Raw genomic sequence first — 25,747 nt, forward strand, 5'->3', positions numbered from 1 at the left:
CGGCCGCGGCCGTCCGGTGCGCTGCCGACCGACCGACCGCCGGTCCTCCCGCCCAGGAGGTGTCCCATGAGCAGCACCTGCCGACTCAACTGCATCATGCCCCCGTACATCCTCGAAAAGCTGCTGGAGAGCGGGGACGGCGCTGCGCGCCGGGCCGCCCTGAGCACGATGCTGACCACCGCCCGCCTGGCGGGCGAGCGGACGGTATGGGCGGAGATGGCCGGCGCGGCCGCGGCCCCGGCCGCCGGCCGGCGCACCGTCTTCGACGCCGGGCACGGGACCTTCCTGCCCCTCGCCGAGGTGGCCAGGACCGAGGACGGGCCCGAGTCCGCCGACGACTCCGTCAACCAGGTCTTCGACAACTTCGGCCTGACACGCGACTTCCTGAAGGAGGTCCTCCAGCGCAACTCCCTCGACGGCCGGGGCATGCGCCTGGACGGGTACGTCCACTTCGCCACCGGTTTCAACAACGCGTTCTGGGACGGGCGGCGGATGGTGTTCGGCGACGGGGACGGCCGCCTGTTCACCGACCTCGCCGGATCCCGCAGCGTCGCCGTCCACGAGCTGGGGCACGGCGTCACCGAGCACACCTCGGGGTTCGAGTACCACAACCAGTCCGGGGCGCTGAACGAGTCGATGTCGGACGTCATGGCGGCGATGGTCGTCCAGTGGGCGCTGAAGCAGCCCGCCGAGGAGGCCGACTGGCTGATCGGGGCGGAGGTCTTCACCCCGGAGATCGAGGCCGACGCGCTGCGGTCGATGAAGGCGCCGGGGACGGCCTTCCACAACGCGCTGTTCGGACGGGACCCGCAGCCGGACCGGATGAGCAGGTTCGTCCACCTGCCCGACACGGAGGAGGGGGACTGGGGCGGGGTGCACTTCAACTCCGGCATCCCGAACAAGGCGTTCTACCTGGCAGCCACGGGGATCGGCGGGTTCTCCTGGGAGGCCGCCGGGTCCATCTGGTACGAGGCGCTGCGGGCGTCCGCCCGGGACGCCGGCTTCCAGGACTTCGCGGACACGACCTTCCGGAAGGCCGGGGAGCTGTTCGGCGCGGACAGCGCCGAGCAGACGGCCGTGCTCGCGGCGTGGCAGGAGGTGGAGGTCGGGATCCGGGGCGTCCCGCCGGGGATCGCGCGGAGCCGGGCGCACGGCCCGGCCGGCGCGGGCCGGCAGGACGGCCTGGCGGCGCTGAGCCGGCAGGTCGGCGAGCTGAACGCCGCGGTGAAGGCGCTGGCCAAGGACGTGGCCGCGCTGAAGGCGGCCCGATGAGGGTGAGCCTGGCGGTACACGGCGGGCTGGCGGCCACGACGCACCGCGGCCCGCCCGAGGTGGTCGACACGGCCGACCTGCCCGCCGCCGAGGCGGCGGAGCTGGCCCGGCTGGTGGCGGCGCTCACCCCGCCGCCCGGGACGGACGGGCCCGGCCGCGCCAGGGACGCGGCGGGCTACACGATCACGGTCGAGGACGGCGGCCCCCCGACGGCCTTCACCGGGTCGGACGCCGCCATGTCCCCCTCCTTCGCAGCCCTGCTGGCCTGGCTCCGCGACCACTTCGCCCGCCGGGCGACGCCCTAGTTCCAGGGGATGTTCAGCCAGGGGCTCCCCGGGTCGGTGGTGAGCGCCTCGTGGGTGGCGGCCATGCCGGTGTACCAGTGCCCGTACTCCTCCTCGTCGAACTGGAGGCAGCGGCCGAGGATGAAGCCGGCGGAGAGGTCCTCCCAGGAGCGGTACGCCAGCCGGCACATCCGCCCGGCCCGGACCACGAGGGCCTCGGCTTCCTCGACGGTTCCGAAGCGGGCGCCGACGCCCCAGCGGGCCATCTGGGAGGCCCGGCCGTAGTCCCAGGCCTCGACGGAGCGGACCCAGCGGCCCTCGCCGAGGATCCCGTCGGCGCGGAAGCGCTGCTCGTAGCGGGCGATCCGGCCGATGACGCGCTGCACGCCCGCGACCTCGCCCTCGATCTCCGCGGTGGAGCGCGGCCGGGACACGGTCACGCCGTCCGGGGTGAGGCGGGGCTCGGCGGCGCGCTCGGCGTTGGCCCGCAGGGTGGCCTCGGTGGCGTGCCGCCAGTGCTCGATGTCGACGGGGCCGGCGAACTCGCGGGCGAGCGCGGTGCGGACGCGCAGCGCGAACTCCCACACCGAGCTGACCATGTCGGCGGCCAGCAGCTGCTCCACCGTGGACAGCCACTCCTCGCGGGTGGCGACCCCCCACCACTCCCGGAGCTTCTCGCGCTCCCTCAGGTAGCCGGCGCCGTGGTAGCCGAGGGCGTTCCAGAACTGCCCGTTGTGGACGGACAGGTGGGCCCCGCAGGCCAGCCCGAACGCGACGGGCCCGTGCAGCGGGCCCCCGACGTGCAGGGCGTGCACCGCGTCCTGCTCCAGGCCGTACCGGTCGGCGCGCTCCCAGTGGCCCTTCCACACCTCGCGGTCGGCGGGCGAGGCCGGCAGGAAGGCCTCGCAGGGCGTGCCGGGGTTCACGGCGAGGTACGGGGGGTCGCCGGGGTCGATGCGGTGCGCGAACCAGCTGAGGCTGTGGCGGGAGAACACCTGGTCGGCGGTGGGCGGGGGCAGCATGCCGGCGGTGTAGGCGACGAAGCACTGGGCGCGCGCCTGCGGGAACCAGACGGGCTGCATCCACACGGCGCGCGGGTTGGCGTCCTGGAACCGCCGGTCCTGCGGGACGAACAACTCGGCGCGGGCCAGCGCATCGAAGTAGCCGCCCCAGTCCCCCGCCGCCTTGGCCCCGTACAGCTCTCGTTCTATGGCGCTCGGCGCGATCCAGTTGCCCATGCGTCGAACCCTAACGGCGCCCCGCACCCCCGAACTCGGCCCATACGGTCTTGCCGACCACCCGCCCGGTGCACCCCCACCGGTCGGCCACGGCACCGACGATCCCGAGGCCGCGTCCCCCCTGCTCGTCGTGCCCGGCCTCGCGCACCACGGGCCGGCTCTCACCCCTGGGGTCGGTCACCTCGATCCGCAGCACCGATCCGGTGAGCCGCATCTCGACGCGCAGGAACCGGCCCGGCACCGAGCCGTGGCGCAGGGCGTTGGTCGTGAGTTCGCTGGCGACCAGCGCGAGGTCGGCCGCCGCGTCGGGCCGCCCCCAGGCCACCGCGAGCCAGGCGGCTCGCCGCCGGGCCGCCGGAACGGAGTCCTGCCGGGGCGGGTAGTCCCGTACGTCCCGCCGCATCGGCTCGTCCATCAGCACGCACCTTCCCGGTGAGGGCGGTGGCTCTGCCGTGCGGGCAGCACGGTGCACTTCCGCCGAGGTCGCGCCGCAGTGGTGAGCGGCTCGTCACCGACGGTATGGCGGTCGCCACGGACGGTGCAAGCTGTCTCGGAGATATCTATCCCCACGAGTGAGTTGTGTGCCGGGGGCTGCCCCGGCAAAACTGCTGCCGGTACACCGGAGGTGGTACAAGTGGCGCCACAACAGACGGCGTTGGGGAATCGTGTTTCCACGGTGCTGGGGCGCCGGCTGGGTGGTGAACTGCTGCGCCTGCGGAGCGAAGCCGGACTCACCCAGCCGCAGGCGGCCCGCGTCCTCAGTGCGACCGCCGCGAAGATCGCCAAGATGGAGCGTGGCTGGGTGCCTTTCCGGGACCCCGACATCGTGGCCCTGTGCAGCCTCTACGGCGTGGAGGACAGGAAGTTCGTCGACGGCCTGCTCGGGCTCGCCCGTTTGGACAGGGAGCGCCGCAAGGCCAAGGGATGGTGGCAGGACATGCCACGCGTCGGCGCGTTCGCCGAGTACGTGGCGATGGAGCAGGTCGCGATGCGGGTCCGCACCTGGCAGCTCGCCTTGGTGCCGGGACTGCTTCAGACGCCCGACTACGTGCGCGCGCTGGGTGTCGCCTCCGCGTGGTCGCATCCGAGCGAGATCGAGATGCTGGTGGAGTCCCGGACGAAGCGGCAGGCGCGTCTGTCGGGGAAGAACCCCCTCGAAATCCACGCGGTGGTCTGGGAAGCCGCGTTGCGTCAGCAGATCGGCGGGCCCGAGGTCATGCGCGGCCAGTTGCAGCATTTGATCGACATGGCCGGGCTTCCCCACGTGCACGTACAGGTACTGCCGTTCGGTGCAGGGGCGCATCATGCTGTGGGAGGGGCGTTCAACGTGCTGTCGTTCGCGGAGCCCGGAGCGCTGGACGTCGGCTACGCCGAGAGCGTGACCTCCAACGTGTGGGCCGAGGGGACGGAGGCCAGCGCCGGCTTCATGCGGGCCTTCGAGCAGGTGGCGCGCGCGAGCCTGGCGCCGCAGGCCTCGGTGAACCTGATCGATGCGATCCGCAGGGGTGGGTAGGCGATGGACGACTTTCACTTCAGGAAGTCCCGTTACAGCGGGGGCCAGGCGAACCAGGAGTGCGTCGAGGTGGCGTTGAACGTGCCCGGCACGGTGGCCGTGCGGGACAGCAAGCGGGCCGGGGGGCCCGTCGTCGTGGTGGGGGAGGCCGCCTGGGCCGTGTTCCTCGGCGGGGGCGGTCTCCGCGCGCGGTAGGAGCGGCGGCGGGTGGGCCGGGTACCGCGGCCGGGCAGTCCGCGGGGCAGGGCGTGAACAGAGGAGTGCCTGCTTCCTCTTGAGGGGCGCAGGGGGCGTCCGACGGTGGCCGGACCACCATCCGCGGCTTGCGCGGTGGTGGTCCGGCCACCGTTTCGTGTCGTCAGGGGGGTCGCGGGGCGGGCGCGGCCGGTGGTCCACCGGCGGTCCGGCGGCGCTCGATGCGGGGGCGAGCGGCTCCCGAGCAGGCCAACGGCCCGGCGGGTGTTCGCCTGCCTGATCGACTTCCGTGTGCGGTCCGTCCCGGCCTGATGACCGGCCGTGCACCGCAGGGCGAATGTGTGTGACGGCTCCACCTGGTTCCCGAACCGCCCCCGAGCGCAGGGTTGAAGCGCTGGAGGAGAAGCCGGGGGAAGGGATGGATCCATCATGAGCGCACCGAGTCTCGAACGACTGGAGACCCTGAGCAGCCGGTTCGTGCCGGATCTGGTCGTGGACGAGCTCTGCGCCGAGTTGTTCGCCTCGCTGCCGCGCAGCGACCAGCGCCGCAAGGGCGAGGTGTACCTGCGCGGCCTGCTCAAGGCCGAGGGCCGCAAGTCGATAAGGAACATCGCCGCGCACGTCGGCGACCGGGCCGCCGAGCAGAGCCTCCACCACTTCGTCGTGTCCTCCACCTGGGACTGGGGCCCGGTCCGGGCCGCTCTCGCCCGGTACCTGGAGCGGGCGCTGCGGCCGCGCGCCTGGGTCGTGCAGCCGGTGGTGATCTCCAAGGCCGGCACCGAGTCGGTCGGGGTGGCCCGCCGGTTCGTGCCCGAGCGGGGCCAGATGGTCAACAGCCAGGTCGCGTTCGGCGTGTGGGCCGTCGGGGAGGAGCAGAGCAGCCCCGTGAACTGGCGGCTGGCGCTGACCGACCGGTGGCGCGAGAGCGTCGGCCCGCTGTCGCCGAACGTGCACCGCTCGGAGCTGGCGACGAGCCCGCTGGAGTGCGCCACCGGGGCGGTCGAGGAGCTGCGCGACTGGGTCGGGCAGCCCCACCGCCCCGTCGTCTTCGACCTGCCCGACGTCGACCCGGCCGCGGTGGCCCGCCGGTTCGGTCCGGCCGGGCTGCACTTCACGGCGACGGCCCGCGGGTCGATGCGGGTGCGGTGCACCGACCCGGTGCTCCCCGGCAGCGGCAACCGGGAGCTCGCCGCGCACCAGCTGCTGCTGATGGCGCGGACCCTGCGCCGGCCGGTGACCTGGCTGGACCCGGTGACGCTCCGGCCGCGGACCTCGCTCGTCGTGGGGGTGCGGGTGGAGCTGCCGCAGGTGGCGGAGCCGCTGGTGCTGTTCGGCGAGTGGACCGACCCGCGCGGCTGGCCCGAGCGGTGCTGGGTCAGCGACATGGTGCAGGCCCCCGCCGGGGCCCTGCTGCGCCTGGCGAAGCGGGCGCAGAACGTCGAGCACGACTTCGAGACGGTCTCGCAGAAGGTCGGGATCACCGACTTCGGCGGCCGCTCCTTCGGCGGCTGGCACCGGCACACCACGCTGGCGTCGGCGGCGCACGCGGTCCGGGTCCTCACGGAGCGGGGCGGGGAGCGGTAGGGCCTGTCCTGCGGACCGGGGCCGCGGGGCCGACCTGCCCGGGCGCTCCCGCGCCGCGGTCAGCCGATGGTGTGCCGGGGGGCGCTGCGCCGGTTCTGGCGGAGCGCCTGGCGGGTGCGCTGGAGCTGGAGGGCGAGCTGCACCTGGAGGGCCTGGGTCGGCTTCTGCCAGTCCTCGCCGAGGATCTCGGTGATCCGCTCCAGCCGGCGGGAGACGGTGTTGGGGTGGACGTGCAGCGACTCGGCGGCCCGGGAGGGGCTGTTGGCGGAGGCGAAGTAGGCCTCCATGGTGCGGACCAGCTCGGTGTACTGCTGGTCGTCGTAGTCGAGGACGGGCCCGATGGTGTCGGCGATGAACCGGTCGATGTTCGGCTTCTCGGAGAGGAGGACGCCGAGGAATCCCAGCTCGTCGGGGGAGGCGGTGCTGCCGGCGCCGGTGAGGGCGGCGACGGCGTCGAGGCAGCGCCGCGCCTCCTGGTGGACGTGGACGATGGCCGCCGGGTTCTCGACGGGGCCCGCCGAGCCGGCGGTGACGGGTCTTCCGAGCACCTCGGAGAGCTCCTTCGAGGCGGTCCGGGCGATGGCGCCGGCCTCGGTTCCGGGCAGCAGCAGCACCACGCTGTCGCCGTCGACGCTCTTGAGCCCCTGGTGCCGGTTGGCATACGAGGCCGCCCAGGCGGCGACCCGCCCCTGGACGCCGCCTTCGGGCCGCGCGATGACGACGACGTGCGGCTCGTCGAGGTTGAGGGCGAGGCGGCGGCTCTGCTCGGCGATCTGCACCGGGGACAGGGAGGTGCCGCGCAGCAGGTCCTGGAAGAACTCGTCCCGCATGTGGCCCTCCGCGGCCGCCATGCCCTGCTCCATCAGCAGGACCACGGCGGTCACCTGGGCGGTGAGCGCGAGGAGCTGCACCTGGAGGTAGGTGGCCGGCTCCTCGGAGACGAGTATCAGGGTGCCCAGCATCTCGTCGCCCGCGGCGATGGAGGCGACCCAGACGCCGCCGGCGGTGCTGCGGGGCTGGCGGTCGGTGTGGGCGTCGAGGAGGGCGGTGCGGACCTCCGCCTCGTCGAGCTCGGGGACCGCGCCGACGGGGCAGGCCAGGGTGCGGCCGGAGGCGTCGCGGACGACGAGGGTGCCGTCGAGTCCCTTGACGGCCTCGGCGGCCAGGGTGGAGAGGCCCGCCCCTTGGAGGACGAGGTCGAGGAGCCGGCCGTGGGTCTCGCGGAGCTGGCGGGCGGTGGAGGAGGAGTCGAGGGCGCGGGAGGTGTCCTGCTCCAGCTCGACGACCTCGTACCGGGTCTGCTCCAGCAGTCGCGCCTTCTCGATTGCAACGGTTGCGAGGTCGGCGAGCGAACTCATCAGGGAGACCTCGTCCGGGGTGAAGTGCCGGACGTGCCGGTCGGCGACGTACAGCGCGCCGAGGCTGGCGCCGGCGTGCCGCAGCGGGACGGCCATCACGGCGTGCAGCCCCTCCGCCTGGACCACCTCGTCGATGACGGGGCTGTGCGTGAAGCTGGTGTCGTTCATGTAGTCGGCCGACCAGAACGGCGCGGACCCCTCGGCGGCGCGGCGGCCGACGCCGCCCTCGCTCATCGGGATGGCGAAGCCGATGGTGAGGGCGGAGGCGTGCCCGTCGGCGGAGCGGACCCGGGAGATGCCCTCCTCCGGGTCGTCGAAGCTGACCCACGCCATGTCGAGACCCAGCAGCAGGCGGGCCCGGCGGGTGATGACCTTGAGCAGTTCGTCGAGGTCGTAGGGGAGGGTGAGGTCGCGGGCGGTGTCGACGAGGGCGGCGAGGCCGGCCTCGCGCTGCTGGCGGCGCACGAAGAGCGCGCGGATGCCGAGGCTCTGGTCCCGGGCCCTGGTCAGCTGGGCGAGGGCGTCCCCGGACAGGCCGGAGTCCCGGGCTTTTCGGACCACGTCGTCGAAGGCAGCGGCGGGCGCCTCTCTGTTCAGCAGTTCCAGCATTTCGTAAGCGTGGTCAACCACGACGCTTCCCCCGACCCCCCATAAAGCCGTTGAGGATCGCACCAACGCGGTTACGCAATCCATGGCCGAGCCTGAAAGTATCCCTTGTGGCAAGAAGTGGTCAAGAATCGCTCGAGCCCCGCTCCAGGTCAGCGGTGCGGAGGGTGATCGGGCCACCACGCTCCCGGAGTGATGCTGTCATCTGGACACCTTCTGGTCGAGGACCACTCAAGGGCAGGCTGATCACCGGTCGAGCCGGTGGCGTCCCCACCGCTGCGGCCGCCAGCCACGCAGCTTCCTTGAGGAGTACGCATGTCCCAGGCGGTACAGGTTTCCCAACTCCAGAGCTACGAGAGGTCGCTGCTCCGCAGCAGGCTGTCCCTGACCAGGTCGGACCGGCCGCGGGTGTTCTCCCTGGGCGGTCGCGAGTGGGACCTCTTCGACGAGGTCTTCGCGCCGGTCTACTCGCCGTCCACGAGCGTGGCGCTGGACCTGCTCGGCCTCAACGACCTTGACGCGGGCCGCCGTTCGGGCTCGTTCCTGGAGATCGGCTGCGGCACCGGGGTGATAGCCGTCACGGCCGCGCTGGCCGGATGCGAGCGGGTCGTCGCGGCGGACATCAGCCCCGCCGCGGTGGAGAACGCCGCCGTGAACGCCGACCGGCACGGGGTCACCCGCCAGGTCCGGGCCGTGCACAGCGACCTGTTCTCCGGGCTGCGCGAGCAGGAACGGTTCGACACGATCTTCTGGAGCTCCAACTACGTGATGGGGCCAGCGAGTTACGAGTACAAGACCGTGCACGAGCGGGCGTACGTCGACACCGGCTACCAGGCCCACCGCAGGTTCGTCGAGCAGGCGGTGCACTGGACGGCCCCCGGGGGCCGGGTGCTGCTCCACTTCAGCGACCGGGGGGACCTGCCGGCGCTGTACGACATCGCCGACGCCTGCGGCCGGGAGCTGGTCACGGTGGCCGGCCGCCGGGTCCGCGAGGGGGAGTACGGAGAGGACATGGTCGAGCACATGCTGATCGAAATCAGGCCACTCGCGGCTTGATTTGGACTGGGGGGATTTTTCGCCGTGCGTACGCTTCTTGTCGACAATTACGACTCGTTTACGTATAACCTCTTCCACTATCTGGCCGAGGTGAATGGCCGGGAGCCGGAAGTAGTCCGAAATGACGACCCGGACTGGAAGATCGCACAACTGGACGCGTTCGACAACGTCGTGGTGTCACCCGGTCCCGGAACGCCCCGCCGCGCGTCCGACTTCGGGATCTGCACCGAGCTCGTGCACCGCTCCCACCTGCCGCTCCTCGGGATCTGCCTCGGCCACCAGGGCATCGGCCACGTCCACGGCGCGACGGTCGACCGGGCGCCCGAGCCCCGCCACGGCCGCACCTCGCCCGTCCTGCACGACGGCACGGGCCTGTTCGCCGGCCTGCCCTCGCCGCTGGAGGTGGTCCGCTACCACTCGCTCACGGTGACCGGGCTGCCGGACGCCCTGGAGGCCACCGCCTGGACGCCCGACGGCATCCTGATGGGCCTGCGGCACCGCACCCGGCCGCAGTGGGGCGTGCAGTTCCACCCCGAGTCGATTTGCAGTCAGTACGGGATGCAGCTGCTTGCAAACTTCGCAGGGCTGACCCGCGCGCACCAGGCTGCCCAGGGGCCCGCCCGCCGCTCCCCGGCCCGCCGCCCTGTCCGCGGCGCCGCCGCCCCGGCCGTCCCCGCCGCCCCGGCCGTCCCCGCGGTCCCGGCGCCCCCGGCCGCGGCACCGGCCCCCGCCCCGGTGCGCAGGCTGCGGGTCGCCGCGCACCGCCTGCCCACCCGCTGGGACCCCGAGACCGTCTACGACCGGCTCTTCCGCGGCAACGACCACGCCTACTGGCTGGACAGCAGCCTGCCCGGCGGCGACCGCGGCCGGTTCTCGGCCATGGGCGACGCCACCGGCCCGCTGGCCCGCACCGCCTCCGCCGACGTGTGGAGCAGGACCGTCACCGTCGGCTCGGCCGGGGGCGGCAGCCGGCTCGTCGCCGCGCCCTTCCTGGAGTGGATCGACAGCGACCTGCGCTCCCTGCACACCGAGGTGCCCGAGCTGCCCTTCGACTTCGCCCTCGGCTGGGTCGGCTACCTCGGCTACGAGCTGAAGGCCGAGTGCGGCGGCGACCTGGTGCACCGCTCGCCCGTCGCCGACGCCACCATGGTCTTCGCCGACCGCGCCGTCGTCTTCGACCACGCCGAGCACACCACGTACCTGCTCGCCCTCGCCGAGGACGGCGTCCCGGGCTCCGCCGCCGCGGCCGACGGGTGGCTGGCCGACACCGCCGCCCGGCTCGCCCGGCTCGCCGGGTACAAGCTGCCGCCGCCCCGCCCGCAGGAGGGCGGCGGGGAGATACGGCTGCGCCACGACCGCGGCTCCTACCTGCACCTGATCGACCGCTGCCTGGAGGAGATCGCGGCCGGCGAGAGCTACGAGGTCTGCCTCACCAACATGGCCGAGGCCGACACCTCCCTCGACCCCTGGGCGGCGTACCGCACCCTGCGCCGCACCAGCCCGGCGCCCTTCGCCGCGCTCCTGCAGTTCGGCGGGCTCTCCGTCCTCAGCACCTCGCCGGAGCGCTTCCTGCGGGTCGGCCCCGACGGCCTGATCGAGTCCTCGCCGATCAAGGGCACCCGGCCGCGCGGCGCCACCCCGCAGGAGGAGGCCGCCCTCATCGCCGACCTCCTGGGCGACGAGAAGGACCGCTCCGAGAACCTCATGATCGTCGACCTGGTCCGCAACGACCTGGGCCGCTGCGCCGTCCCGGGCACCGTCGAGGCCGAGGAGCTCTTCCGCGTCGAGAGCTACGCCACCGTCCACCAGCTGGTGAGCACCGTACGGGCGCGGCTGCGCCCCGGGCTGACGGCCGTGGACTGCGTGCGCGCCGCCTTCCCCGGCGGGTCGATGACCGGCGCCCCGAAGATCCGCACCATGCAGATCATCGACCGGCTGGAGGCCGGTCCGCGCGGGGTGTACTCCGGGGCCATCGGCTACTTCTCGCTCACCGGCGCCGCGGACCTCAGCATCGTCATCCGCACCGCCACCGTCACCGCCGGCACGGTGTCCTACGGGGTCGGAGGCGCGGTCGTCGCCCTGTCCGACCCGGACGCCGAGTACGAGGAGACCGCCGTCAAGGCTGCTCCGCTGCTGGCCCTGACGAAGACCCGCTTCCCGGAGAGGCAGCCGGCACGGATCCCCTCCTGACCGGCCGGCCGTGCCGGAGTCGGTGCAGCTCCGCCGCCTCCAGCACGGCCGCCACGTCGGGGACGCTGACCCCCAGCCGCTCCAGGGCGCGCAGGGCGCACGCGGCCTCGGCGTCCGCGTTCAGCAGCGTGTCCCCGGTGAGCGCCGGGGCCAGGGCGGCGGCCTCCAGCGTCTCCACGGACAGCGCGAGCGCCGTGTTCCACCCGACGAGCGCGCCCACGCCGCCGTCCGCACCGGGCCCCCACAGCAGCCGCGGCTGGAGGGCCCCGTTGGCGCGCAGTACGCGCCACCAGTCGCCCGACAGCCGCTCCTCGCGCACCCGGTACATGCGGCGCGCGACCGCGAGGCCCGCGGCGCCGCGCACCTCGGCGTCGGCCGGCACGCCCAGGGCGTCGAGCCGGGCCCCGACCTCGCGGTCGAAGCGGCCCACGGGGAACGAGACCACCAGCGGCGCGGCGCCGAGCGGCCGGCCCGCGGCCAGTGCCCGCTCCAGGCCGGCCACGTAGGCGTCGAGCACCTCCGCGCACCGCCCGCCGGAGAACACGAGCGAGGCGTGTACGCCGATGCCCTCCGCGAGCAGGTCGGCGAGTGCCCGGATCCCGTCCGGGCTCGCGGGCAGGCGCACCACCGCGTTGCGGCGGCCGACCTTCTCGTGCACCGTGCGCGCGGCCGCGACCAGCGCGGTCCCGCCGCCGGCCCGGCGGTCCGGCACGGGCACGGAGACGAGTCCGGCGGTGCCGCCGCTGTCCCCGAACACCGGCAGCAGGGCGTCACAGGCGCGCGCGGCCTGCGCGGGCGACGTGCCCGCAGGCGCGCAGGCGTTGTGGAAGTGGCCGCCCAGTACCGGATACCGGATGCCGGTGTCGAACTCCGCGGGGTCCTGCACGCTCAACCACGGCGAGACCCCCTCGGACACCAGTTGCCTCAGCAGTGCCCCAGCTCCTTGACTAACCACGCACAGCACCCTAGGGCGCCGCTCCACCCGCCGGAAACCATCCGGTGATGGTGTGTCAAGTATCCCCCGAATCCCGTCGCTTTCCGGCCTATTTCAACGGCCGCCGCGAAGGGCGGGCGCGGACTTTAAGGGATTTGCGGACGCCCCGCGTTTTTCCTTCCGCCAATGCGTCAGGTTTATTTCGGATTACCTCTTCGGACCTGACCGAAATCAACTCCACTTGACGGAGTGCGGAATGTCTGGTGGTTCACCGGAATCACCGTTCCAGAGACTTCTCGATGCATCTGATGTCACGGCAGGTACAGCACTGGGAGGTGCCGCATGCACGGTGTTGCACGCTGGAAATCATTGCCCGCGGGCCAGCAGCCCGTATGGCCGGACGAAGAGGCCCTGGAGAACGCCAGGGCCGAGCTCGCGGGCTCGCCCGCGCTGGTACGCCGTGAGGACGTCGACGCCCTGCGCACCCTGCTCGCCGCGGCGGCCAGGGGCGAACTGCAGATCGTGCAGGGCGGTGACTGCGCCGAGGACCCGGCCGAGTGCACCCCCGGCTACGTGGCCCGCAAGGCGGCGCTCCTGGACGTGCTGGCCGGCGTGATGAAGGCCCGCTCGCTCAAGCCCGTCATACGCGTCGGCCGGCTCGCCGGCCAGTTCGGCAAGCCCCGCTCGAACCCCGTCGAGACCGTCGCCGGCGTCGAGCTGCCGGTGTACCGCGGGCACATGGTCAACAGCCCGGAGCCCGACCCCGAGCTGCGCCGGCCCGACCCGCAGCGGCTGGTCGCGGGGTACCGGGCGGCGGCCGGCGCCATGGCCGTCCTCGGCTGGCACGGCGGGGGCCGCCCGTCGGCGGCGGAGGCCCCGGTGTGGACCAGCCACGAGGCCCTGCTGCTCGACTACGAGGGCCCCATGGTCCGCACCCAGGACGACGGATCGCAGCTGCTGACCTCCACCCACTGGCCGTGGATGGGTGAGCGGACCCGCGAGCTGGACGGCGCGCACGTCGCGTTCTTCGCGTCCATCGCCAACCCGGTCGCGACGAAGGTCGGACCCTCCATGGAGCCCGAGGCCCTCGTGGAGCTCTGCGGGAGGCTCGACCCGGGGCGGGAGCCGGGCCGGCTCACGCTGATCTCCCGGATGGGCCAGGGCAAGGCGGCCGAGAGGCTGCCGGCGCTGGTGCGCGCCGTCCGCGCCGCGGGCCACCCCGTGCTGTGGATGTGCGACCCGATGCACGGCAACACCGTCAGCGCGCCCGGCGGGGTCAAGACCCGTTTCGTCGAAACCGTGGTGCGCGAGGTCGAGGAATTCCAGAAGGCCGTCGTGGAAAACGGCGGAGTCGCCGCCGGGCTCCACCTGGAGACGACCCCCGACCAGGTGCACGAATGCGTCGCCGACGAATACCACGTGGACGAGCTGGGAGAGAAGTACACCTCGTTCTGCGACCCGCGCCTCAATTCCGACCAGGCCGTCGAGGTCGTCTCGGCCTGGCGCGGCTGAGGCCACGAAAAAAAGGGGGTTTCTCCATCATGGAAGGAAAGATCGCTCTCGTCACCGGTGCGGCCGGCGGCATAGGCGAGGCCATCGTCCGCGCCCTGGCCTCCCGGGACGTGCGGGTGGTGGCGGTCGACCGGGACGCCGACCGCCTGCGGAAGGTGGCGAAGGCCGTCGAGGAGGACACCGGCGGCCGTGTCGAGCCGTTCCCCGCGGACGTCACCGCCAGCGCCGACGTCGAGGCCCTCGTCGACGACGTCGAGACGCTGGTGGGCCCGCTCGACTTCCTCGTCAACGCCGCCGGCGTGCTCCGGCTCGCCGAGGCGCGCAAGCTGACCGACCAGGAGTGGAGCACGACGTTCGCGGTCAACACCACGGGGGTCTTCTTCGTCTCCCGGGCCGTCGTCAACCGGATGGTGCCGCGGCGCCGGGGCGCCATCGTCACCATCGCCTCCAACGCGGCGGGCACCGCCCGCACCGAGATGTCCGCCTACGCCGCCTCCAAGGCGGCCGCGACCATGTTCACCAAGTGCCTGGGCCTGGAGGTCGCCAAGTTCGGGATCCGCGCGAACCTGGTCGCCCCCGGCTCCACGGACACCCCGATGCTCAACTCGATGTGGCAGGACGAGAGCAGCGCGCGGGCCTCCATCGACGGGGTACCGGACGCGTACCGCGTCGGCATCCCGCTGGGGAAGCTGGCGCGCCCCGAGGACGTCGCCGAGGCGGTCGTCTTCCTGCTCTCCGACAAGGCGTCCCACATCACCATGCACGACCTCACCGTGGACGGCGGTGCGGCGCTCGGTGTCTGAGACCGCGAGCCGGACGAGCCCGACGAGCCGAGTGAGCCGAGTGAGCCGAGTGCGACGAATCCGGCACCCGCGCGCGGCGCGACCGGCCGGCCAACCGTGAACGAGAGGGAAACCCGCATGGCAGGGATACCTGCGATCAGCCCGTACCCGATGCCGTCGGCGGCCGACCTGCCGGCCTCGGCCGTCGACTGGGAGGTCGACCCCGACCGCGCCGTCCTGCTGGTGCACGACCTCCAGAAGTACTTCCTGGCCGCGTTCCCGCAGGGCGAGCAGCCCGTCGTGGACCTGGCCGCCAACGCCGGGGAGCTGCGCAGCCGCGCCGCCGACCTCGGCATCCCCGTCGCCTACACCGCCCAGCCGGGCGGCATGACGCCCGCGGAGCGCGGCCTGCTGAAGGACTTCTGGGGTCCGGGCATGCGGCCGAGCGAGGACCACCGCCGGGTCGTCGACCCGGTGGCGCCCGCCCCGGGCGACTGGATGCTCACCAAGTGGCGCTACAGCGCCTTCTTCAAGACGGACCTGCTGGAGCGGATGCGGGCGTCCGGCCGCGACCAGCTGATCATCTGCGGGGTGTACGCCCACGTCGGCGTGCTGATGACCGCGGTCGACGCGTTCACCAACGACATCCAGCCGTTCCTCGTCGCCGACGCCGTCGCCGACTTCTCCTGGGAGGAGCACCGGATGGCCCTGGAGTACGCCGCCGGCCGCTGCGCCCGCCTCACCACGACCAAGGAGCTCCTGACGGCCCTGCCCGACCGGGTGGCCGCGTACGCCGGAAGGGAAACCGCATGACCGAGGACCTGCTGGACCGGATCCTGGCGCCCCGGCCGCCGGCCTTCGCGCTGGTCCACCGCCCCGAGACCACCCTCGGCCGCACCGTCGACCTGTTCACGGGCCAGTTCACCGAGGCCGCGGCCCTCGCCGACATCCCCCTCGGGGATGTCGCGGAGGGCGCCGGCACCCGCCAGGACGTCCTCGCCCTGGTCCCCTACCGCCAGCTCGCAGAGCGCGGCTTCGAGGCGCCCGACGACGGCGCCCCGCTGCTCGCCATGGCGATCGCCGAGCAGGCTCAGGTGCCGCTCGCCGACATCCTGGAGCGCATCCCGGACGATCCGGTGCAGCTGGTGCCCGGCGGCGACTTCGACATCGACGACGACACCTATGCCGAAACGGTTCGCCGCGTCATCAGGGACGAGATCGGCACCGGCGAGGGCGCGAACTTCGTGATGAAGCGCTCCTTCGTCGCCGACATCGGCGACTACTCCGTCCCCGCCGCCCTGCGGATCTTCCGCAGGCTGCTGGAGCGCGAGACCGGCGCGTACTGGACGTTCATCGTCCACACCGGCGACCGCACGCTCGTCGGGGCCTCCCCCGAGCGCCACGTCAGCGTCAGCGGCGGCCGCGCGGTGATGAACCCGATCAGCGGCACCTACCGGTTCCCGGCCTCCGGCCCGGAGCTGCCCGGTGTCATGGACTTCCTCGCCGACCGGAAGGAGGCCGACGAGCTGTACATGGTCGTCGACGAGGAACTGAAGATGATGGCCCGCATCTGCGAGTCCGGCGGCCGGGTCGTCGGCCCCTACCTCAAGGAGATGGCCCGCCTCGCGCACACCGAGTACTTCATCGAGGGCCGCACCACCCGCGACCCGCGCGACATCCTGCACGAGACCCTGTTCGCCCCGACCGTCACAGGCTCCCCGCTGGAGAGCGCGGGCCGCGTCATCAAGCGGTACGAGCCGCAGGGCCGCGGCTACTACAGCGGCGTCCTCGCCCTCATCGGGCAGGACGAGCGCAGCGAGCGCACCCTCGACTCGGCGATCCTCATCCGCACCGCCGACATCGACGCGGCGGGCCGGATGAGCATCGGCGTCGGCGCGACCCTCGTGCGCCACTCGGACCCCCTGTCCGAGGTCGCCGAGACCCGCGCCAAGGCGTCCGGGCTGCTCGCCGCGTTCGAGCAGCCGGGGCCGCGCCGCTTCGGCGACCACCCGGAGGTCCGGGAGGCCCTGAGCCGGCGCAACGCGACCATCGCCGGCTTCTGGCTGGACGACGACTCCGCCCGGGCCCGGCCGGTGCCGCTGCTGGTGGGCCGCAAGGTCCTCGTGGTCGACGCGGAGGACACCTTCACCGCGATGATCGAGCACCAGCTGCGCGCCATGGAGGCCGACGTCACGGTCACCCGCTTCGACGAGCCGTACAGCTTCGCCCCGTACGACCTCGTCGTGATGGGCCCCGGGCCCGGCGACCCGCGCGACGCGCACCACCCGAAGATCGCGCACCTGCGGGCCGCGGTCGACACGCTCCTCGCGGAGCACCGGCCGTTCCTCGCGGTCTGCCTGAGCCACCAGGTGCTCAGCACCCGCCTCGGCTTCCCGCTGCGCCGCCGCGAGCAGCCCAACCAGGGCGTGCAGCGGGAGATCGAGCTGTTCGGGCGGCGCGAACGCGTCGGCTTCTACAACACCTTCGCCGCGCAGAGCGCCGCCGACACCGTCGAGGTGCCCGGCATCGGCACGGTCGAGGTGTGCCGGGAGGCGGAGACCGGCGAGGTGCACGCGCTGCGCGGGCCCGGCTTCCGCTCGATGCAGTTCCACGCCGAGTCGGTGCTCACCGAGGACGGCGTCCGCATCGTCGCCGACGCCCTGTCCGGACTGCTCAGCGAGCAGCTCGTATGAGGGCGACCGTCGCCTGGTGGGACCTGGCCGGCTCCGGGCACAGCATCGCCTCGCTGCGGGAGTACCTGCGCGACGAGGCGGTCGACCGGTTCGCCGGTGTCGAGGGGCTGCGGCTGAAGTTCTGGATCGCCGACCCGGCGACGGAGCGCTGGGGCGCGGTGATGCTGTGGGAGTCCGCGGAGGCGGCGGCCCGGCCGCTCGCCCCGCGGGCGGCCGAGCTGATCGGGCGCACCCCGGTGCAGTACACCGTCTTCGACGTGGAGGCGGTGGTCGAGGGCGTGCACACCCTGCCCGCGCTGCCCGGCCCCGGCCTGCTCCGGCAGGCCGCGGAGGCTGCCGCCCCGGCGGGCCCGGTCTGACCCGCCGCCGGGACGGCGCACGCGGAGGCGGCCCCTCACGACCCGCCCGGGCCGTGGGGGGCCGCCTCCGCGTCCGCGTGCATCATGGCCCGGTGCAGGCCCTCCGTCATGGCGTCCAGCGTGGCGTGGAAGTCGGCGTCGAGGTCCCGCAGATAGGTGTTCCCGGCGAGCACCGCCGCCGCCGGGCGCTCGGTCAGGGTGATGCTCAGCGTCAGGGTGAGGCGGCCGTCGGCGTCCTTGCCGATCTCGTTGCGTATCTCCGCGATGTCGGTGTCGTCCAGGTGCCGGTAGGTAATGCGGCCGGCGCTCTCCTCGGGGACGACCCGCTGCAGGAACGTCGCGTTCCCGCGCCGGATTTCCCGCAGGAATCCGTCGGGGTAGCGCTCGTTGATCCGGCATTGCGTAATGGCGGGAACATATCCGGTGGGAAACTCCGCCTTGTGTAGCAGAGCCCGCCACAGGCTCTCCCTCGTGGGGCCGGGAGACCCGCTCTGACCTGCGCGGACTACCGGTCGGGTCCATGAAAGCGTCAGCATTGGTCTCCCTTTTCCGCCGGTGGGCCGGCGTGCAGCATCGACCGCCCGGCCGAAGGTGTCAAAGACGGTCGGGGGATTACGTCACCTGCTCCCGGAACCTGACGAAGTGAACCGGCCGGACTGCCCAGGACACCCCGCCGCCTTGCAGGGTGACGGTCGGTCGGCGGCGTTCGCCCGAGCGCCTTCCCGAGGTATCCGACGCGGAGAATCAGGAGCACGCTGATGTCTGAACGCTTCGACGGCAAGGTCGTCCTCGTCACCGGCGGGGGCGAGGGAATCGGCCGTGCCGCGGCGCTCGCCTTCGCCCGGCTCGGCGGACTCGTCGTGGTGGCAGGCCGCCACCCCGAGACCCTGGAGGGAACGGTCAAGCTGATCCGCGACGCGGGCGGCCTCGCCGACAGCGTCGTCGCCGACGTCTCCGACGCCACCGCCGGGTTCGGGGCAGGTGCGGTGCACGCCGTCGCCGAGACGGTCCGCCGCCACGGCGGGCTGCACGTCGCCTTCAACAACACCACCGAGCTGGGCCCCGCCCAGCCGGTCGCCGACATCGACGAAGCCGCCTGGGCGCAGAACCTGACCGCGAACCTGACCGGTGTGTGGCTGTCGATGAAGCACGAGATCGCCCACATGGAGGGCGCCGGCGGCGGCGTCATCGTCAACACCGCCAGCAACATCGGCGCCCAGGGCATGCTGCCCGGGCTCGGCGCGTACGCGGCCTCCACCGCCGCCGTCAGCGCCGTCACGCGGACCGCCGCCCGCGAGTACGCCTCCCGCGGCGTCCGCATCAACGCCATCAGCCCCTGCCCGCTCGGCCGGGGGGCCAGCGTCGAGGAGATCGCCGACACCGTCGTCTGGCTCTGCTCCGACGCCGCCGCGTACATCGTCGGGCACGACCTGGTGCTCGACCGCAAGACCGGCGAGTGACGCGACCGGCCGGACCGGCACACCCCGCCCCCGGCCGAGCAGAGGAGCCCTGAGGAACCGGTGAGCAGCCCCCGACCCCGATCCCACCCGACGACCCCCGCGGCCCACGGCGGCGGCGCCCCCGGACACCGTCCCGCCCACCGCCGTGCGGGCGACCCGGGCTGGTCCCGCCCCGCGGGCCGGGCCCCGTTCCGCGCCGGCCGCGGCGCCGGACACCGACACCGGGAGCACCCGTGAACCCCGTACTGACCGCCCGTATCCCGGGCTCCAAGAGCATCACCAACCGCGCGCTGCTCCTCGCGGCCGCCGCCGACGGGGTCTCGCTGCTGCGCGCCCCGCTCGTCAGCGACGACACCCTCGCCTTCCGCGAGGCCCTGGCCGGGCTCGGCGTGCACATCGAGGCCGAGGACGGCGACGCCGCCTGGAAGGTCTCCGGCACCGGCGGAGCCCCCGCCGCCGGGGGCTCCGTGTGGTGCGAGGACGCCGGCACCGCCGCCCGCTTCCTGCCGCCCTTCGCGGCCGCCGGCCGCGGCACGTTCACCTTCGACGGAACCGGCCAGCTGCGCGCCCGCCCCCTGCGCCCGCTCGCCGAGGCACTCGGCCGGCTCGGCGCCTCCGCCGCGGTGTCGGAGCCGGTCGGCGGGCTGCCGATGACCGTCCGCGCCGACGGGCTGCCGGGCGGGGACCTCGCCGTGGACGCCTCGCTGAGCAGCCAGTACCTGACGGGCCTGCTGATGGCCGGCCCGCTGATGCGCGCACCGCTGACCGTGCGCGGCGCCGGGCTGGTCAGCCGCCCGTACATCGACATGACGAAGGCGCTGATGCGCCGCTTCGGCGCGTACGTGGACGAGTTCGACGACGGCGTGATCCAGGTGCTGCCCGGCGGCTACCGGGCCGCGCAGCTCGACGTCGAGCCGGACGCCTCCACCGCCTCGTACTTCTTCGCGGCGGCGGCCGTCACCGGCACGACCGTGGCCGTGCCGGGCCTCGGGCGCTCCAGCGTCCAGGGCGACCTCGGCTTCGTGGAGGTGCTGCGCCGGGCCGGGGCGCGCGTCGAGATCGGCGAGGACACGACCACCGTCACCGGGACGGGCGCGCTCCGCGGCGGCTTCGACGTCGACATGGGCGACATCTCGGACACGTTCATGACGCTGGGCGCGATCGCCCCGCTCGCCGACGCCCCGATCACCGTGCACGGCATCGGGCACGCCCGGCTGAAGGAGTCCGACCGGATCGCCGCCGTCGAGGAGAACCTGCGCGCCTGCGGCATCCGCACCGAGTCCGGGCCGGACCGGATCACCATCCACCCGGGGACCCCGGCGCCCGCCCGGATCGCCTGCCGCCGGGACCACCGGATCGCGATGGCGTTCTCGGTGCTGGGCCTGCGCACCGCGGGCATCACGCTCGACGACCCCGCCTGCGTCGGCAAGACCTTCCCCGGCTTCCACGCCGAACTGGGCCGGCTCTTCCCGGCCCACGCGAGCACGGTCCGCCACTGACAACGAGAGGGGAGTGAGATCCCATGGCCGAGATACTCATCGCCGGCGGCGGCATCGGCGGCCTCGCCGCGGCGCTCGGGCTGGCCCGGCGCGGGCACCGGATCACGGTCCTGGAGTCCCGGGAGGTCTTCACCGAGGTCGGCGCCGGCATCCAGCTCGGCCCGAACGCCTTCCGCGCGCTGGACCTGCTCGGCGTGGGCCGGGAGGTCCGCGACCGGGCGGTCGTCGTCGACGAGCTGCGGTTCATGGACGGCACGACCGGCGAGCGGGTCGCCGCGATGCCGGTGGGGCCGGAGTACCGCGCCCGCTTCGGCAACCCGTACGCCGTCGTGCACCGCGTGGACCTGTACCTGCCGCTGCTGGAGGCGGTCCGCCGGCACCCCGGCGTGGAGCTGCTGGGCCGCCACCGCGTCGTCGGCTACGAGCAGCGGGCCGGGACGGCCGCGGCGGTCCTGGCCGACGGCCGCCGCATCACCGGAGACGCGCTGATCGGCGCCGACGGCCTGCACTCGGCGGTGCGGCGGCAGCTCGTCGGGGACGGCGCGCCGCGCGTGTCGGGGCACACGATCTACCGCACGGTGATCCCCGCGGAGGAGGTTCCGCAGGAGCTGCGCCCGAACGCGGTGACGCTGTGGGCCGGCCCGAAGTGGCACTTCGTCCACTACCCGGTCTCCTCGGGCCGGTACGTGAACCTGGCCGCGACCCGCGACGACGGCGCCGCCGAGGCGGTGGCGGGCGTCCCCACCGGGGACGGCGACGTCCTCGCGGCCTTCCCGGAGCTGTCGGGCGCCGCCCGCCGGCTGCTGGAGCTGGGCCGGGACTGGAAGGCGTGGGTGCTGTGCGACCGCGACCCGGTCGAGCGGTGGACCGAGGGCCGCGTCGCCCTCCTCGGCGACGCCGCGCACCCGATGCTCCAGTACGCCGCCCAGGGGGCCTGCCAGGCCGTCGAGGACGCGGTGGTGCTGTCGGGCCTGCTGGACGGCTGCCCGGCCGATTTCGAGCAGCGCCTGGAGAAGTACGGGGCGGCCCGCCGCGAACGCACCGCCCGCGTCCAGCTGGTGGCCCGCGAGATGGGGCGCCGCCTCTACCACGCGGCGGGCGGGGCCCGCGTGGAGCGCAACGCGATGCTCTCCTCTCTTGCGCCCGCGGCCATGTACGACGAGGTGGCTTGGCTGCACGGCCGCGAGGGCTTCGACCCGGCGGCCCCGGAGGCCGGCTGACCGCCGGACGGCGCACGCGGACGGGGCGGCGGGGACACTTCCGTGTCCGCGCCGCCCCTTCGGCGTCCTGCGCCCCGGCCGGGTCAGAAGGTGAGGACGATCTTGCCCGTGGCGCGCTGGGACTGGCTCAGTTCGTGCGCCTTGCGGACGTCCTGGAGGGGGAAGGTCCCGGCGACCAGCGGGCGCAGCCGGCCCTCTTCGGCGAGGGCCGCCACCTGCTCCAGGACCGCGTGGTCGGGCGCCACGTTGACTGTGATGCCGCGCAGGCCCAGGGCCTCCGCCTTGGCCCTGATCTCGTCCAGGGCGAGCGGGTTGATGACGCCGATGTAGGTGCCGCCCGGGCGCAGGGTGCGCAGCGAGCGGTCCTCGTACTCGCCGCCGATCAGGTCGAGGACGACGTCGACGTCCTTGACGGCCTCGGTGAAGTCCACGGCGGTGTAGTCGACGACCTCGTCGGCGCCGAGGCCGCGCAGCGCGTCGTGCTTGGCGGCGCTGGCGGTGCCGATGACGTACGCCCCGCGGGCCTTGGCGATCTGCACCGCGAGGTGGCCGACGCCGCCGGCCGCCGCGTGGACCAGGACGCGCTGGCCGGGCTGGACGTCCGCGCCGTCGACGAGCGCCTGCCAGGCCGTCAGGGCGGCCATCGGGAGGGCGGCCGCCTGCACGTGGTCGAGGGCGGACGGCTTGCGGGCGAAGTGGCGGGCGGGCCCGGCGACGTACTCGGAGTACCCGGCGGCCTCGTTCGGGAAGGCGGGCAGGCCGAAGACCTCGTCGCCGACCTTGAAGCGGTTCTCGCCGGGCGAGACGGCCACGACCGTGCCGGACACGTCCCAGCCGACACCGAACGGCGGGGTCAGCCACAATCCGTATTCGCGGATCTTCCAGTCGATCGGATTCACGCCGGCGGCGTGCGTCTTTACCAGAATTTCGGTGGCATTGGGAGCGGGGATCGGAGAATCCGTCAGGTTGAGGACTTCGGCGCCGCCGAGGGCTTCCTGACGCACCGTGCGCATGGTTTCTGTCATGCATTCCATGATCTGTGCGCGCGTGTCCGGTTGTAAAGCCGGGCACCCGTCGATATCCGGCCATTCGTGTTTTCCCGCGACCTGACACAGCGGCCGGAAATTGTTTCTGCTTCGCAGAACACCGGCGCAATGCTCTGCCATATGACTCAGCTGCGATCACTTGGTTCGGCCGGCCCCGAGGTTTCCGCTCTCGGCCTCGGCCTGATGTCCATGTCCGACTTCTACGGCCCCGCCGACCGGGCCGAGGGGGTCGCCACCGCGCACGCCGCCATCGAGGCGGGCATCACCCTCCTCGACACCGGCGACTTCTACGGCAGCGGCCACAACGAGCTCCTGGTGCGCGAGGTGCTGCAGAGCCACGACCGCGAGCAGCTCACCCTCAGCGTCAAGTTCGGCGTCCTGCGCGACCCGGCGGGCGGCATCCTGGGCGTGGACAACCGCCCGGAGGCGGTCAAGAACTCCCTGGCGCAGACCCTCCAGCGGCTCGGCACCGACTACGTCGACGTCTACCGCCCGGCGCGCCTGGACCCGGCGGTGCCGATCGAGGAGACCATCGGCGCGATCAAGGAGATGGTGGAGGCCGGCTACGTCCGGCACATCGGCCTGTCCGAGATCGGTGCGGAGACCCTGCGCCGCGCCTCCGCCGTGCACCCGATCGCGGACCTCCAGATCGAGTACTCGCTGCTGTCCCGCTCGATCGAGGACGAGATCCTGCCGACCGCCCGCGAGCTGGGCACGGCCGTCACGGCGTACGGCGTCCTCGCCCGGGGCCTGCTGTCGGGCCGCTGGAACCACCAGCGCGCCACCGCCAAGGACGACGGCCGCAGCAGCTTCCCGCGCTTCAGCGGCGAGAACCTCGACCGCAACCTGCAGCTGGTCGCCGCCCTCGGCAAGGTCGCCGAGGCCAAGGGCGTCACCACCTCGCAGCTGGCGATCGGCTGGGCGATGGCCCAGGGCGCGGACATCGTCCCCGTCGTCGGCTCCCGCCGCCGCGACCAGCTCGCCGAGGCCCTCGGCGCGCTCTCCCTGGAGCTGACCGCCGAGGACGTCGCCGAGATCGAGCGGGCCGTGCCCGCCGAGGAGGTCGCCGGCACCCGCTTCGACGCCGAGGGCATGGCCATGCTCGACAGCGAGAAGAAGTCCGGCGCCTCGGGCCAGGCGGGCTGACCGGTGGTGCAGATCGGCAGCGCCGCCCAGTGGCAGGCCGACAGGCTCGACGTCGGTGCGTACCTCGACCGCCTGGGCGTCGCGGGCCCGCTGGAGCCGACCGCGGAGACCCTGCGCAGGCTGCACCGGGCGCACGCCCTGGCCATCCCGTTCGAGAACCTCGACATCCTGCTGGGCCGCGGCATCGACATCGACATCGAGGCCGTCCAGGACAAGCTGGTGCGCCGCCGGCGCGGCGGCTACTGCTACGAGCACAACATGCTCTTCGCGGTGCTCCTGGAGCGGCTCGGCTTCGAGGTGACCCGCCTGTACGCCCGCCCGGTCCTGGACGCGCCGAAGCCGCTGCCGCGGACGCACCTGATGCTGAGCGTGGCCGTCGGCGGGGAGACGTGGCTCGCCGACGTCGGCTTCGGCGACGAGGGCCCGCTGGAGCCGGTCCCCGTCCGCGACGGGACCGTCTCCGAGCAGGGCGGCTGGACGTACCGGCTGGCCCGGGCGGAGGGCTCCGACAAGGAGTGGGTGCTCTGGCTGAAGCGGGGCGACGGCTGGTTCCCGCTGTACTGGTACGCCACGGAGGGGCACCACCACATCGACTGCGTGGTGGCCAACTACTTCATCTCCACGCACTCCAGCTCGCCCTTCACCGGGCGGGTCTTCCTGGAGCGCATCGCGGAGGACTGGCGGCTGAACCTCAACCACCGCAAGCTCACGCTGACCCGCTCCGACGGCGGCAGCGAGGTCCGGTACATCACGGACGGCGAGGTCCGCTCGCTGCTGGACGAGCGGTTCGGCATCGAGCTGACGGAGGACGAGGCCAAGGCCGTCGTCGCGGCGCTGCCCGCACCGCCGGCCGGGGGCGCCTGACCCGCCTCCCCTCCGCCGTACCGCCCGCGGGGCCCGCGGCGCACACCCTCCCGGTGCGCGCCGCGGGCCCCGCTTCCGTGGCGGCCGCGGCGGGCGGGCGGCTGCCGCGGCAGCGAAAGGCGCCCGCGCATGCCGAACGGGCCCGGCGGGGGGATTCGCCGGGCCCGTTCGGGCGCCACAGGGGGAAGGGGCGGAAGGGGGTTCAGCGTGTTCAGCGGGGCTGGACGCCGATACGGGTGCCCTTGCCGGTGGAGGAGCCGCCGGTGACGTACGAGCCGTCCAGGCCGTGGATCTTGTACGCGAAGTCGAAGTTGGCGGTGTTCCGGCCGGTGACGGTGATGTTGGCCTGGAACGTGATGGTGGAGTTGGCCTTGCCGTCCGCACCGAGCAGCAGGGCGGTGTCGGTGTCGGAGTAGGTGCCGCAGCCGGTCTGCTTCCACTCGCCGTGCGAGGCGGTCGTGGTGTTGTTCGGCGAGGTGAAGTTGACCGTGCCGGCCGACGCCCAGGCGCTGCCGTGGTAGCTGCCGAGGAAGGTCTCCCCGGTGTTGTCGTCCACGACCTTCCAGCTGCCCGGGAGGGTCAGGCAGCCGCTGGAGCCGTCGGCGGCGGCGTTCGCCGAGCCCGTGACGGCCGTCGCGGTGGCGAGCGCGGCGACGCCCGCGAGTACGCCGACCTTGATACGGGTGCTCTTGCGCATGTGGATCTCTCCCATGGATTCGAAAACGGATGGATTACCGGGGCCGGCGGTGAACGCGGCGGCTTCGATTTCCATGATGGGCCGTCGAATTCGCGTGCGGTATGGACCAGGAGGCGATTCGTCAAGTCTGCGTAAAGGGCGTTGCGGCGTGCGGCGGGCGGCCCTCGAAAGGCCTTGCCGTCCCGGTCCTGCAAACAGCCCCGAAAGGCCGTCCACGGCCCCTGTGGAGCTCCGGCAGG

24 protein-coding genes are annotated in these 25,747 nt (G+C 73.2%); 17 read left to right on the forward strand and 7 right to left on the reverse strand.

Annotated elements, in window-relative coordinates; translation table 11 throughout:
• Positions 1-66 precede the first annotated feature (66 nt).
• Both C0216_RS00360 and C0216_RS00365 read left to right on the forward strand, forming a co-directional pair.
• Entirely contained in the window at positions 67-1,272 is a 1,206-nt protein-coding gene (locus C0216_RS00360) for a M4 family metallopeptidase (protein WP_114053314.1), read from the forward strand.
• Positions 1,269-1,577, forward strand: a complete 309-nt coding sequence (locus tag C0216_RS00365; RefSeq protein WP_114053315.1) for a protealysin inhibitor emfourin — start codon at positions 1,269-1,271, stop codon at positions 1,575-1,577. The genes C0216_RS00360 and C0216_RS00365 overlap by 4 nt, the downstream gene beginning before the upstream one ends.
• Here the strand turns inward: C0216_RS00365 and C0216_RS00370 are convergent.
• Positions 1,574-2,794, reverse strand: coding sequence for a DUF1266 domain-containing protein (locus tag C0216_RS00370; RefSeq protein WP_114053316.1), 1,221 nt, complete (start codon positions 2,792-2,794; stop codon positions 1,574-1,576). The genes C0216_RS00365 and C0216_RS00370 overlap by 4 nt on opposite strands.
• A gap of 10 nt (positions 2,795-2,804) precedes the next feature.
• Positions 2,805-3,209, reverse strand: a complete 405-nt coding sequence (locus C0216_RS00375; RefSeq protein ID WP_246042223.1) for an ATP-binding protein — start codon at positions 3,207-3,209, stop codon at positions 2,805-2,807.
• A 219-nt stretch (positions 3,210-3,428) separates the two neighbouring features.
• On the opposite strand from C0216_RS00375, the gene C0216_RS00380 reads away from it, so the two are divergent.
• The 3 genes from C0216_RS00380 (at position 3,429) to C0216_RS00390 (ending at position 6,086) form a co-directional block, all read left to right on the forward strand.
• Positions 3,429-4,307, forward strand: a complete 879-nt coding sequence (locus C0216_RS00380) for a helix-turn-helix domain-containing protein (RefSeq protein WP_246042225.1) — start codon at positions 3,429-3,431, stop codon at positions 4,305-4,307.
• 3 nt (positions 4,308-4,310) lie between these two features.
• The gene (locus C0216_RS00385; protein ID WP_114053317.1) at positions 4,311-4,502 is read left to right on the forward strand and encodes a DUF397 domain-containing protein; all 192 of its coding nucleotides are present in this window, start codon (positions 4,311-4,313) and stop codon (positions 4,500-4,502) included.
• A gap of 429 nt (positions 4,503-4,931) precedes the next feature.
• On the forward strand, positions 4,932-6,086 hold the full coding sequence (locus tag C0216_RS00390; RefSeq protein ID WP_114053318.1) for an IS701 family transposase: 1,155 nt from the start codon (positions 4,932-4,934) through the stop codon (positions 6,084-6,086).
• Between the two features lie 59 nt (positions 6,087-6,145).
• On the opposite strand, the gene C0216_RS00395 is transcribed toward C0216_RS00390, so the two are convergent.
• Positions 6,146-8,074, reverse strand: a complete 1,929-nt coding sequence (locus C0216_RS00395; RefSeq protein ID WP_342777080.1) for a helix-turn-helix domain-containing protein — start codon at positions 8,072-8,074, stop codon at positions 6,146-6,148.
• Positions 8,075-8,365: 291 nt separating this feature from the next.
• Here C0216_RS00395 and C0216_RS00400 point away from each other — a divergent pair, with 291 nt between their 5' ends.
• Both C0216_RS00400 and pabB read left to right on the forward strand, forming a co-directional pair.
• Positions 8,366-9,106, forward strand: a complete 741-nt coding sequence (locus C0216_RS00400; protein WP_114053320.1) for a 50S ribosomal protein L11 methyltransferase — start codon at positions 8,366-8,368, stop codon at positions 9,104-9,106.
• Positions 9,107-9,130: 24 nt separating this feature from the next.
• On the forward strand, positions 9,131-11,296 hold the full coding sequence (gene pabB, locus C0216_RS00405) for an aminodeoxychorismate synthase component I (protein ID WP_114053321.1): 2,166 nt from the start codon (positions 9,131-9,133) through the stop codon (positions 11,294-11,296).
• Here the strand turns inward: pabB and C0216_RS00410 are convergent.
• A complete protein-coding gene (locus C0216_RS00410; protein WP_246042758.1) occupies positions 11,223-12,182 on the reverse strand; it encodes a transaldolase family protein in 960 nt (319 codons plus the stop codon). The genes pabB and C0216_RS00410 overlap by 74 nt on opposite strands.
• Before the next feature lie 390 nt (positions 12,183-12,572).
• On the opposite strand from C0216_RS00410, the gene C0216_RS00415 reads away from it, so the two are divergent.
• The 5 genes from C0216_RS00415 to C0216_RS00435 all read left to right on the forward strand — a co-directional run bounded on the left by C0216_RS00415 (position 12,573) and on the right by C0216_RS00435 (position 17,576).
• Positions 12,573-13,742 (forward strand): 3-deoxy-7-phosphoheptulonate synthase, encoded by a 1,170-nt coding sequence (locus C0216_RS00415; RefSeq protein ID WP_114053323.1) that lies wholly within the window; start codon positions 12,573-12,575, stop codon positions 13,740-13,742.
• A gap of 29 nt (positions 13,743-13,771) precedes the next feature.
• Positions 13,772-14,545, forward strand: a complete 774-nt coding sequence (locus tag C0216_RS00420) for a 2,3-dihydro-2,3-dihydroxybenzoate dehydrogenase (protein ID WP_114053324.1) — start codon at positions 13,772-13,774, stop codon at positions 14,543-14,545.
• A gap of 117 nt (positions 14,546-14,662) precedes the next feature.
• The gene (locus tag C0216_RS00425) at positions 14,663-15,337 is read left to right on the forward strand and encodes an isochorismatase family protein (protein ID WP_114053325.1); all 675 of its coding nucleotides are present in this window, start codon (positions 14,663-14,665) and stop codon (positions 15,335-15,337) included.
• Positions 15,334-17,217: an anthranilate synthase family protein gene (locus C0216_RS00430; protein WP_114053326.1), complete on the forward strand. Its 1,884-nt coding sequence runs from the start codon at positions 15,334-15,336 to the stop codon at positions 17,215-17,217. Before C0216_RS00425 ends, C0216_RS00430 begins: the two co-directional genes overlap by 4 nt.
• A complete protein-coding gene (locus C0216_RS00435) occupies positions 17,214-17,576 on the forward strand; it encodes a hypothetical protein (RefSeq protein WP_114053327.1) in 363 nt (120 codons plus the stop codon). The genes C0216_RS00430 and C0216_RS00435 overlap by 4 nt, the downstream gene beginning before the upstream one ends.
• 35 nt (positions 17,577-17,611) lie before the next feature.
• Here the strand turns inward: C0216_RS00435 and C0216_RS00440 are convergent, their stop codons facing one another.
• On the reverse strand, positions 17,612-18,112 hold the full coding sequence (locus C0216_RS00440; protein ID WP_114053328.1) for an AtaL-like protein: 501 nt from the start codon (positions 18,110-18,112) through the stop codon (positions 17,612-17,614).
• A 222-nt stretch (positions 18,113-18,334) separates the two neighbouring features.
• On the opposite strand from C0216_RS00440, the gene C0216_RS00445 reads away from it, so the two are divergent.
• The 3 genes from C0216_RS00445 to C0216_RS00455 all read left to right on the forward strand — a co-directional run bounded on the left by C0216_RS00445 (position 18,335) and on the right by C0216_RS00455 (position 21,755).
• The gene (locus C0216_RS00445; protein ID WP_114053329.1) at positions 18,335-19,036 is read left to right on the forward strand and encodes an SDR family oxidoreductase; all 702 of its coding nucleotides are present in this window, start codon (positions 18,335-18,337) and stop codon (positions 19,034-19,036) included.
• A gap of 233 nt (positions 19,037-19,269) precedes the next feature.
• Positions 19,270-20,535, forward strand: coding sequence for a 3-phosphoshikimate 1-carboxyvinyltransferase (aroA, locus tag C0216_RS00450; protein ID WP_246042227.1), 1,266 nt, complete (start codon positions 19,270-19,272; stop codon positions 20,533-20,535).
• A 23-nt stretch (positions 20,536-20,558) separates the two neighbouring features.
• Entirely contained in the window at positions 20,559-21,755 is a 1,197-nt protein-coding gene (locus tag C0216_RS00455; RefSeq protein ID WP_114053330.1) for a 3-hydroxybenzoate 6-monooxygenase, read from the forward strand.
• A gap of 83 nt (positions 21,756-21,838) precedes the next feature.
• On the opposite strand, the gene C0216_RS00460 is transcribed toward C0216_RS00455, so the two are convergent.
• A complete protein-coding gene (locus tag C0216_RS00460) occupies positions 21,839-22,780 on the reverse strand; it encodes an NADP-dependent oxidoreductase (RefSeq protein WP_114053331.1) in 942 nt (313 codons plus the stop codon).
• A 141-nt stretch (positions 22,781-22,921) separates the two neighbouring features.
• Between C0216_RS00460 and C0216_RS00465 the strand changes: the two genes are divergently transcribed.
• Both C0216_RS00465 and C0216_RS00470 read left to right on the forward strand, forming a co-directional pair.
• Positions 22,922-23,947: an aldo/keto reductase gene (locus C0216_RS00465; RefSeq protein WP_114053332.1), complete on the forward strand. Its 1,026-nt coding sequence runs from the start codon at positions 22,922-22,924 to the stop codon at positions 23,945-23,947.
• 3 nt (positions 23,948-23,950) lie between these two features.
• A complete protein-coding gene (locus C0216_RS00470) occupies positions 23,951-24,811 on the forward strand; it encodes an arylamine N-acetyltransferase family protein (protein ID WP_114053333.1) in 861 nt (286 codons plus the stop codon).
• Positions 24,812-25,022: 211 nt separating this feature from the next.
• On the opposite strand, the gene C0216_RS00475 is transcribed toward C0216_RS00470, so the two are convergent.
• Positions 25,023-25,508 carry a hypothetical protein gene (locus tag C0216_RS00475; RefSeq protein WP_114053334.1) on the reverse strand — a complete coding sequence of 162 codons (486 nt, stop codon included), beginning with the start codon at positions 25,506-25,508 and terminating at the stop codon, positions 25,023-25,025.
• Positions 25,509-25,747 lie beyond the last annotated feature (239 nt).

It is taken from the genome of Streptomyces globosus (assembly GCF_003325375.1).
Classification (GTDB): domain Bacteria; phylum Actinomycetota; class Actinomycetes; order Streptomycetales; family Streptomycetaceae; genus Streptomyces; species Streptomyces globosus_A.

Excerpts from the sequence above, each read along its gene's own strand:
- C0216_RS00360 (WP_114053314.1), top strand. The coding sequence starts at position 67 with ATGAGCAGCACCTGCCGACTCAACTGCATCATGCCCCCGTACATCCTC.
- C0216_RS00365 (WP_114053315.1), top strand. The coding sequence starts at position 1,269 with ATGAGGGTGAGCCTGGCGGTACACGGCGGGCTGGCGGCCACGACGCAC.
- C0216_RS00370 (WP_114053316.1), bottom strand. The coding sequence starts at position 2,794 with ATGGGCAACTGGATCGCGCCGAGCGCCATAGAACGAGAGCTGTACGGG.
- C0216_RS00375 (WP_246042223.1), bottom strand. The coding sequence starts at position 3,209 with ATGGACGAGCCGATGCGGCGGGACGTACGGGACTACCCGCCCCGGCAG.
- C0216_RS00385 (WP_114053317.1), top strand. The coding sequence starts at position 4,311 with ATGGACGACTTTCACTTCAGGAAGTCCCGTTACAGCGGGGGCCAGGCG.
- C0216_RS00390 (WP_114053318.1), top strand. The coding sequence starts at position 4,932 with ATGAGCGCACCGAGTCTCGAACGACTGGAGACCCTGAGCAGCCGGTTC.
- C0216_RS00400 (WP_114053320.1), top strand. The coding sequence starts at position 8,366 with ATGTCCCAGGCGGTACAGGTTTCCCAACTCCAGAGCTACGAGAGGTCG.
- C0216_RS00415 (WP_114053323.1), top strand. The coding sequence starts at position 12,573 with ATGCACGGTGTTGCACGCTGGAAATCATTGCCCGCGGGCCAGCAGCCC.
- C0216_RS00420 (WP_114053324.1), top strand. The coding sequence starts at position 13,772 with ATGGAAGGAAAGATCGCTCTCGTCACCGGTGCGGCCGGCGGCATAGGC.
- C0216_RS00425 (WP_114053325.1), top strand. The coding sequence starts at position 14,663 with ATGGCAGGGATACCTGCGATCAGCCCGTACCCGATGCCGTCGGCGGCC.
- C0216_RS00430 (WP_114053326.1), top strand. The coding sequence starts at position 15,334 with ATGACCGAGGACCTGCTGGACCGGATCCTGGCGCCCCGGCCGCCGGCC.
- C0216_RS00435 (WP_114053327.1), top strand. The coding sequence starts at position 17,214 with ATGAGGGCGACCGTCGCCTGGTGGGACCTGGCCGGCTCCGGGCACAGC.
- C0216_RS00440 (WP_114053328.1), bottom strand. The coding sequence starts at position 18,112 with ATGCTGACGCTTTCATGGACCCGACCGGTAGTCCGCGCAGGTCAGAGC.
- C0216_RS00445 (WP_114053329.1), top strand. The coding sequence starts at position 18,335 with ATGTCTGAACGCTTCGACGGCAAGGTCGTCCTCGTCACCGGCGGGGGC.
- C0216_RS00455 (WP_114053330.1), top strand. The coding sequence starts at position 20,559 with ATGGCCGAGATACTCATCGCCGGCGGCGGCATCGGCGGCCTCGCCGCG.
- C0216_RS00460 (WP_114053331.1), bottom strand. The coding sequence starts at position 22,780 with ATGACAGAAACCATGCGCACGGTGCGTCAGGAAGCCCTCGGCGGCGCC.
- C0216_RS00465 (WP_114053332.1), top strand. The coding sequence starts at position 22,922 with ATGACTCAGCTGCGATCACTTGGTTCGGCCGGCCCCGAGGTTTCCGCT.
- C0216_RS00475 (WP_114053334.1), bottom strand. The coding sequence starts at position 25,508 with ATGCGCAAGAGCACCCGTATCAAGGTCGGCGTACTCGCGGGCGTCGCC.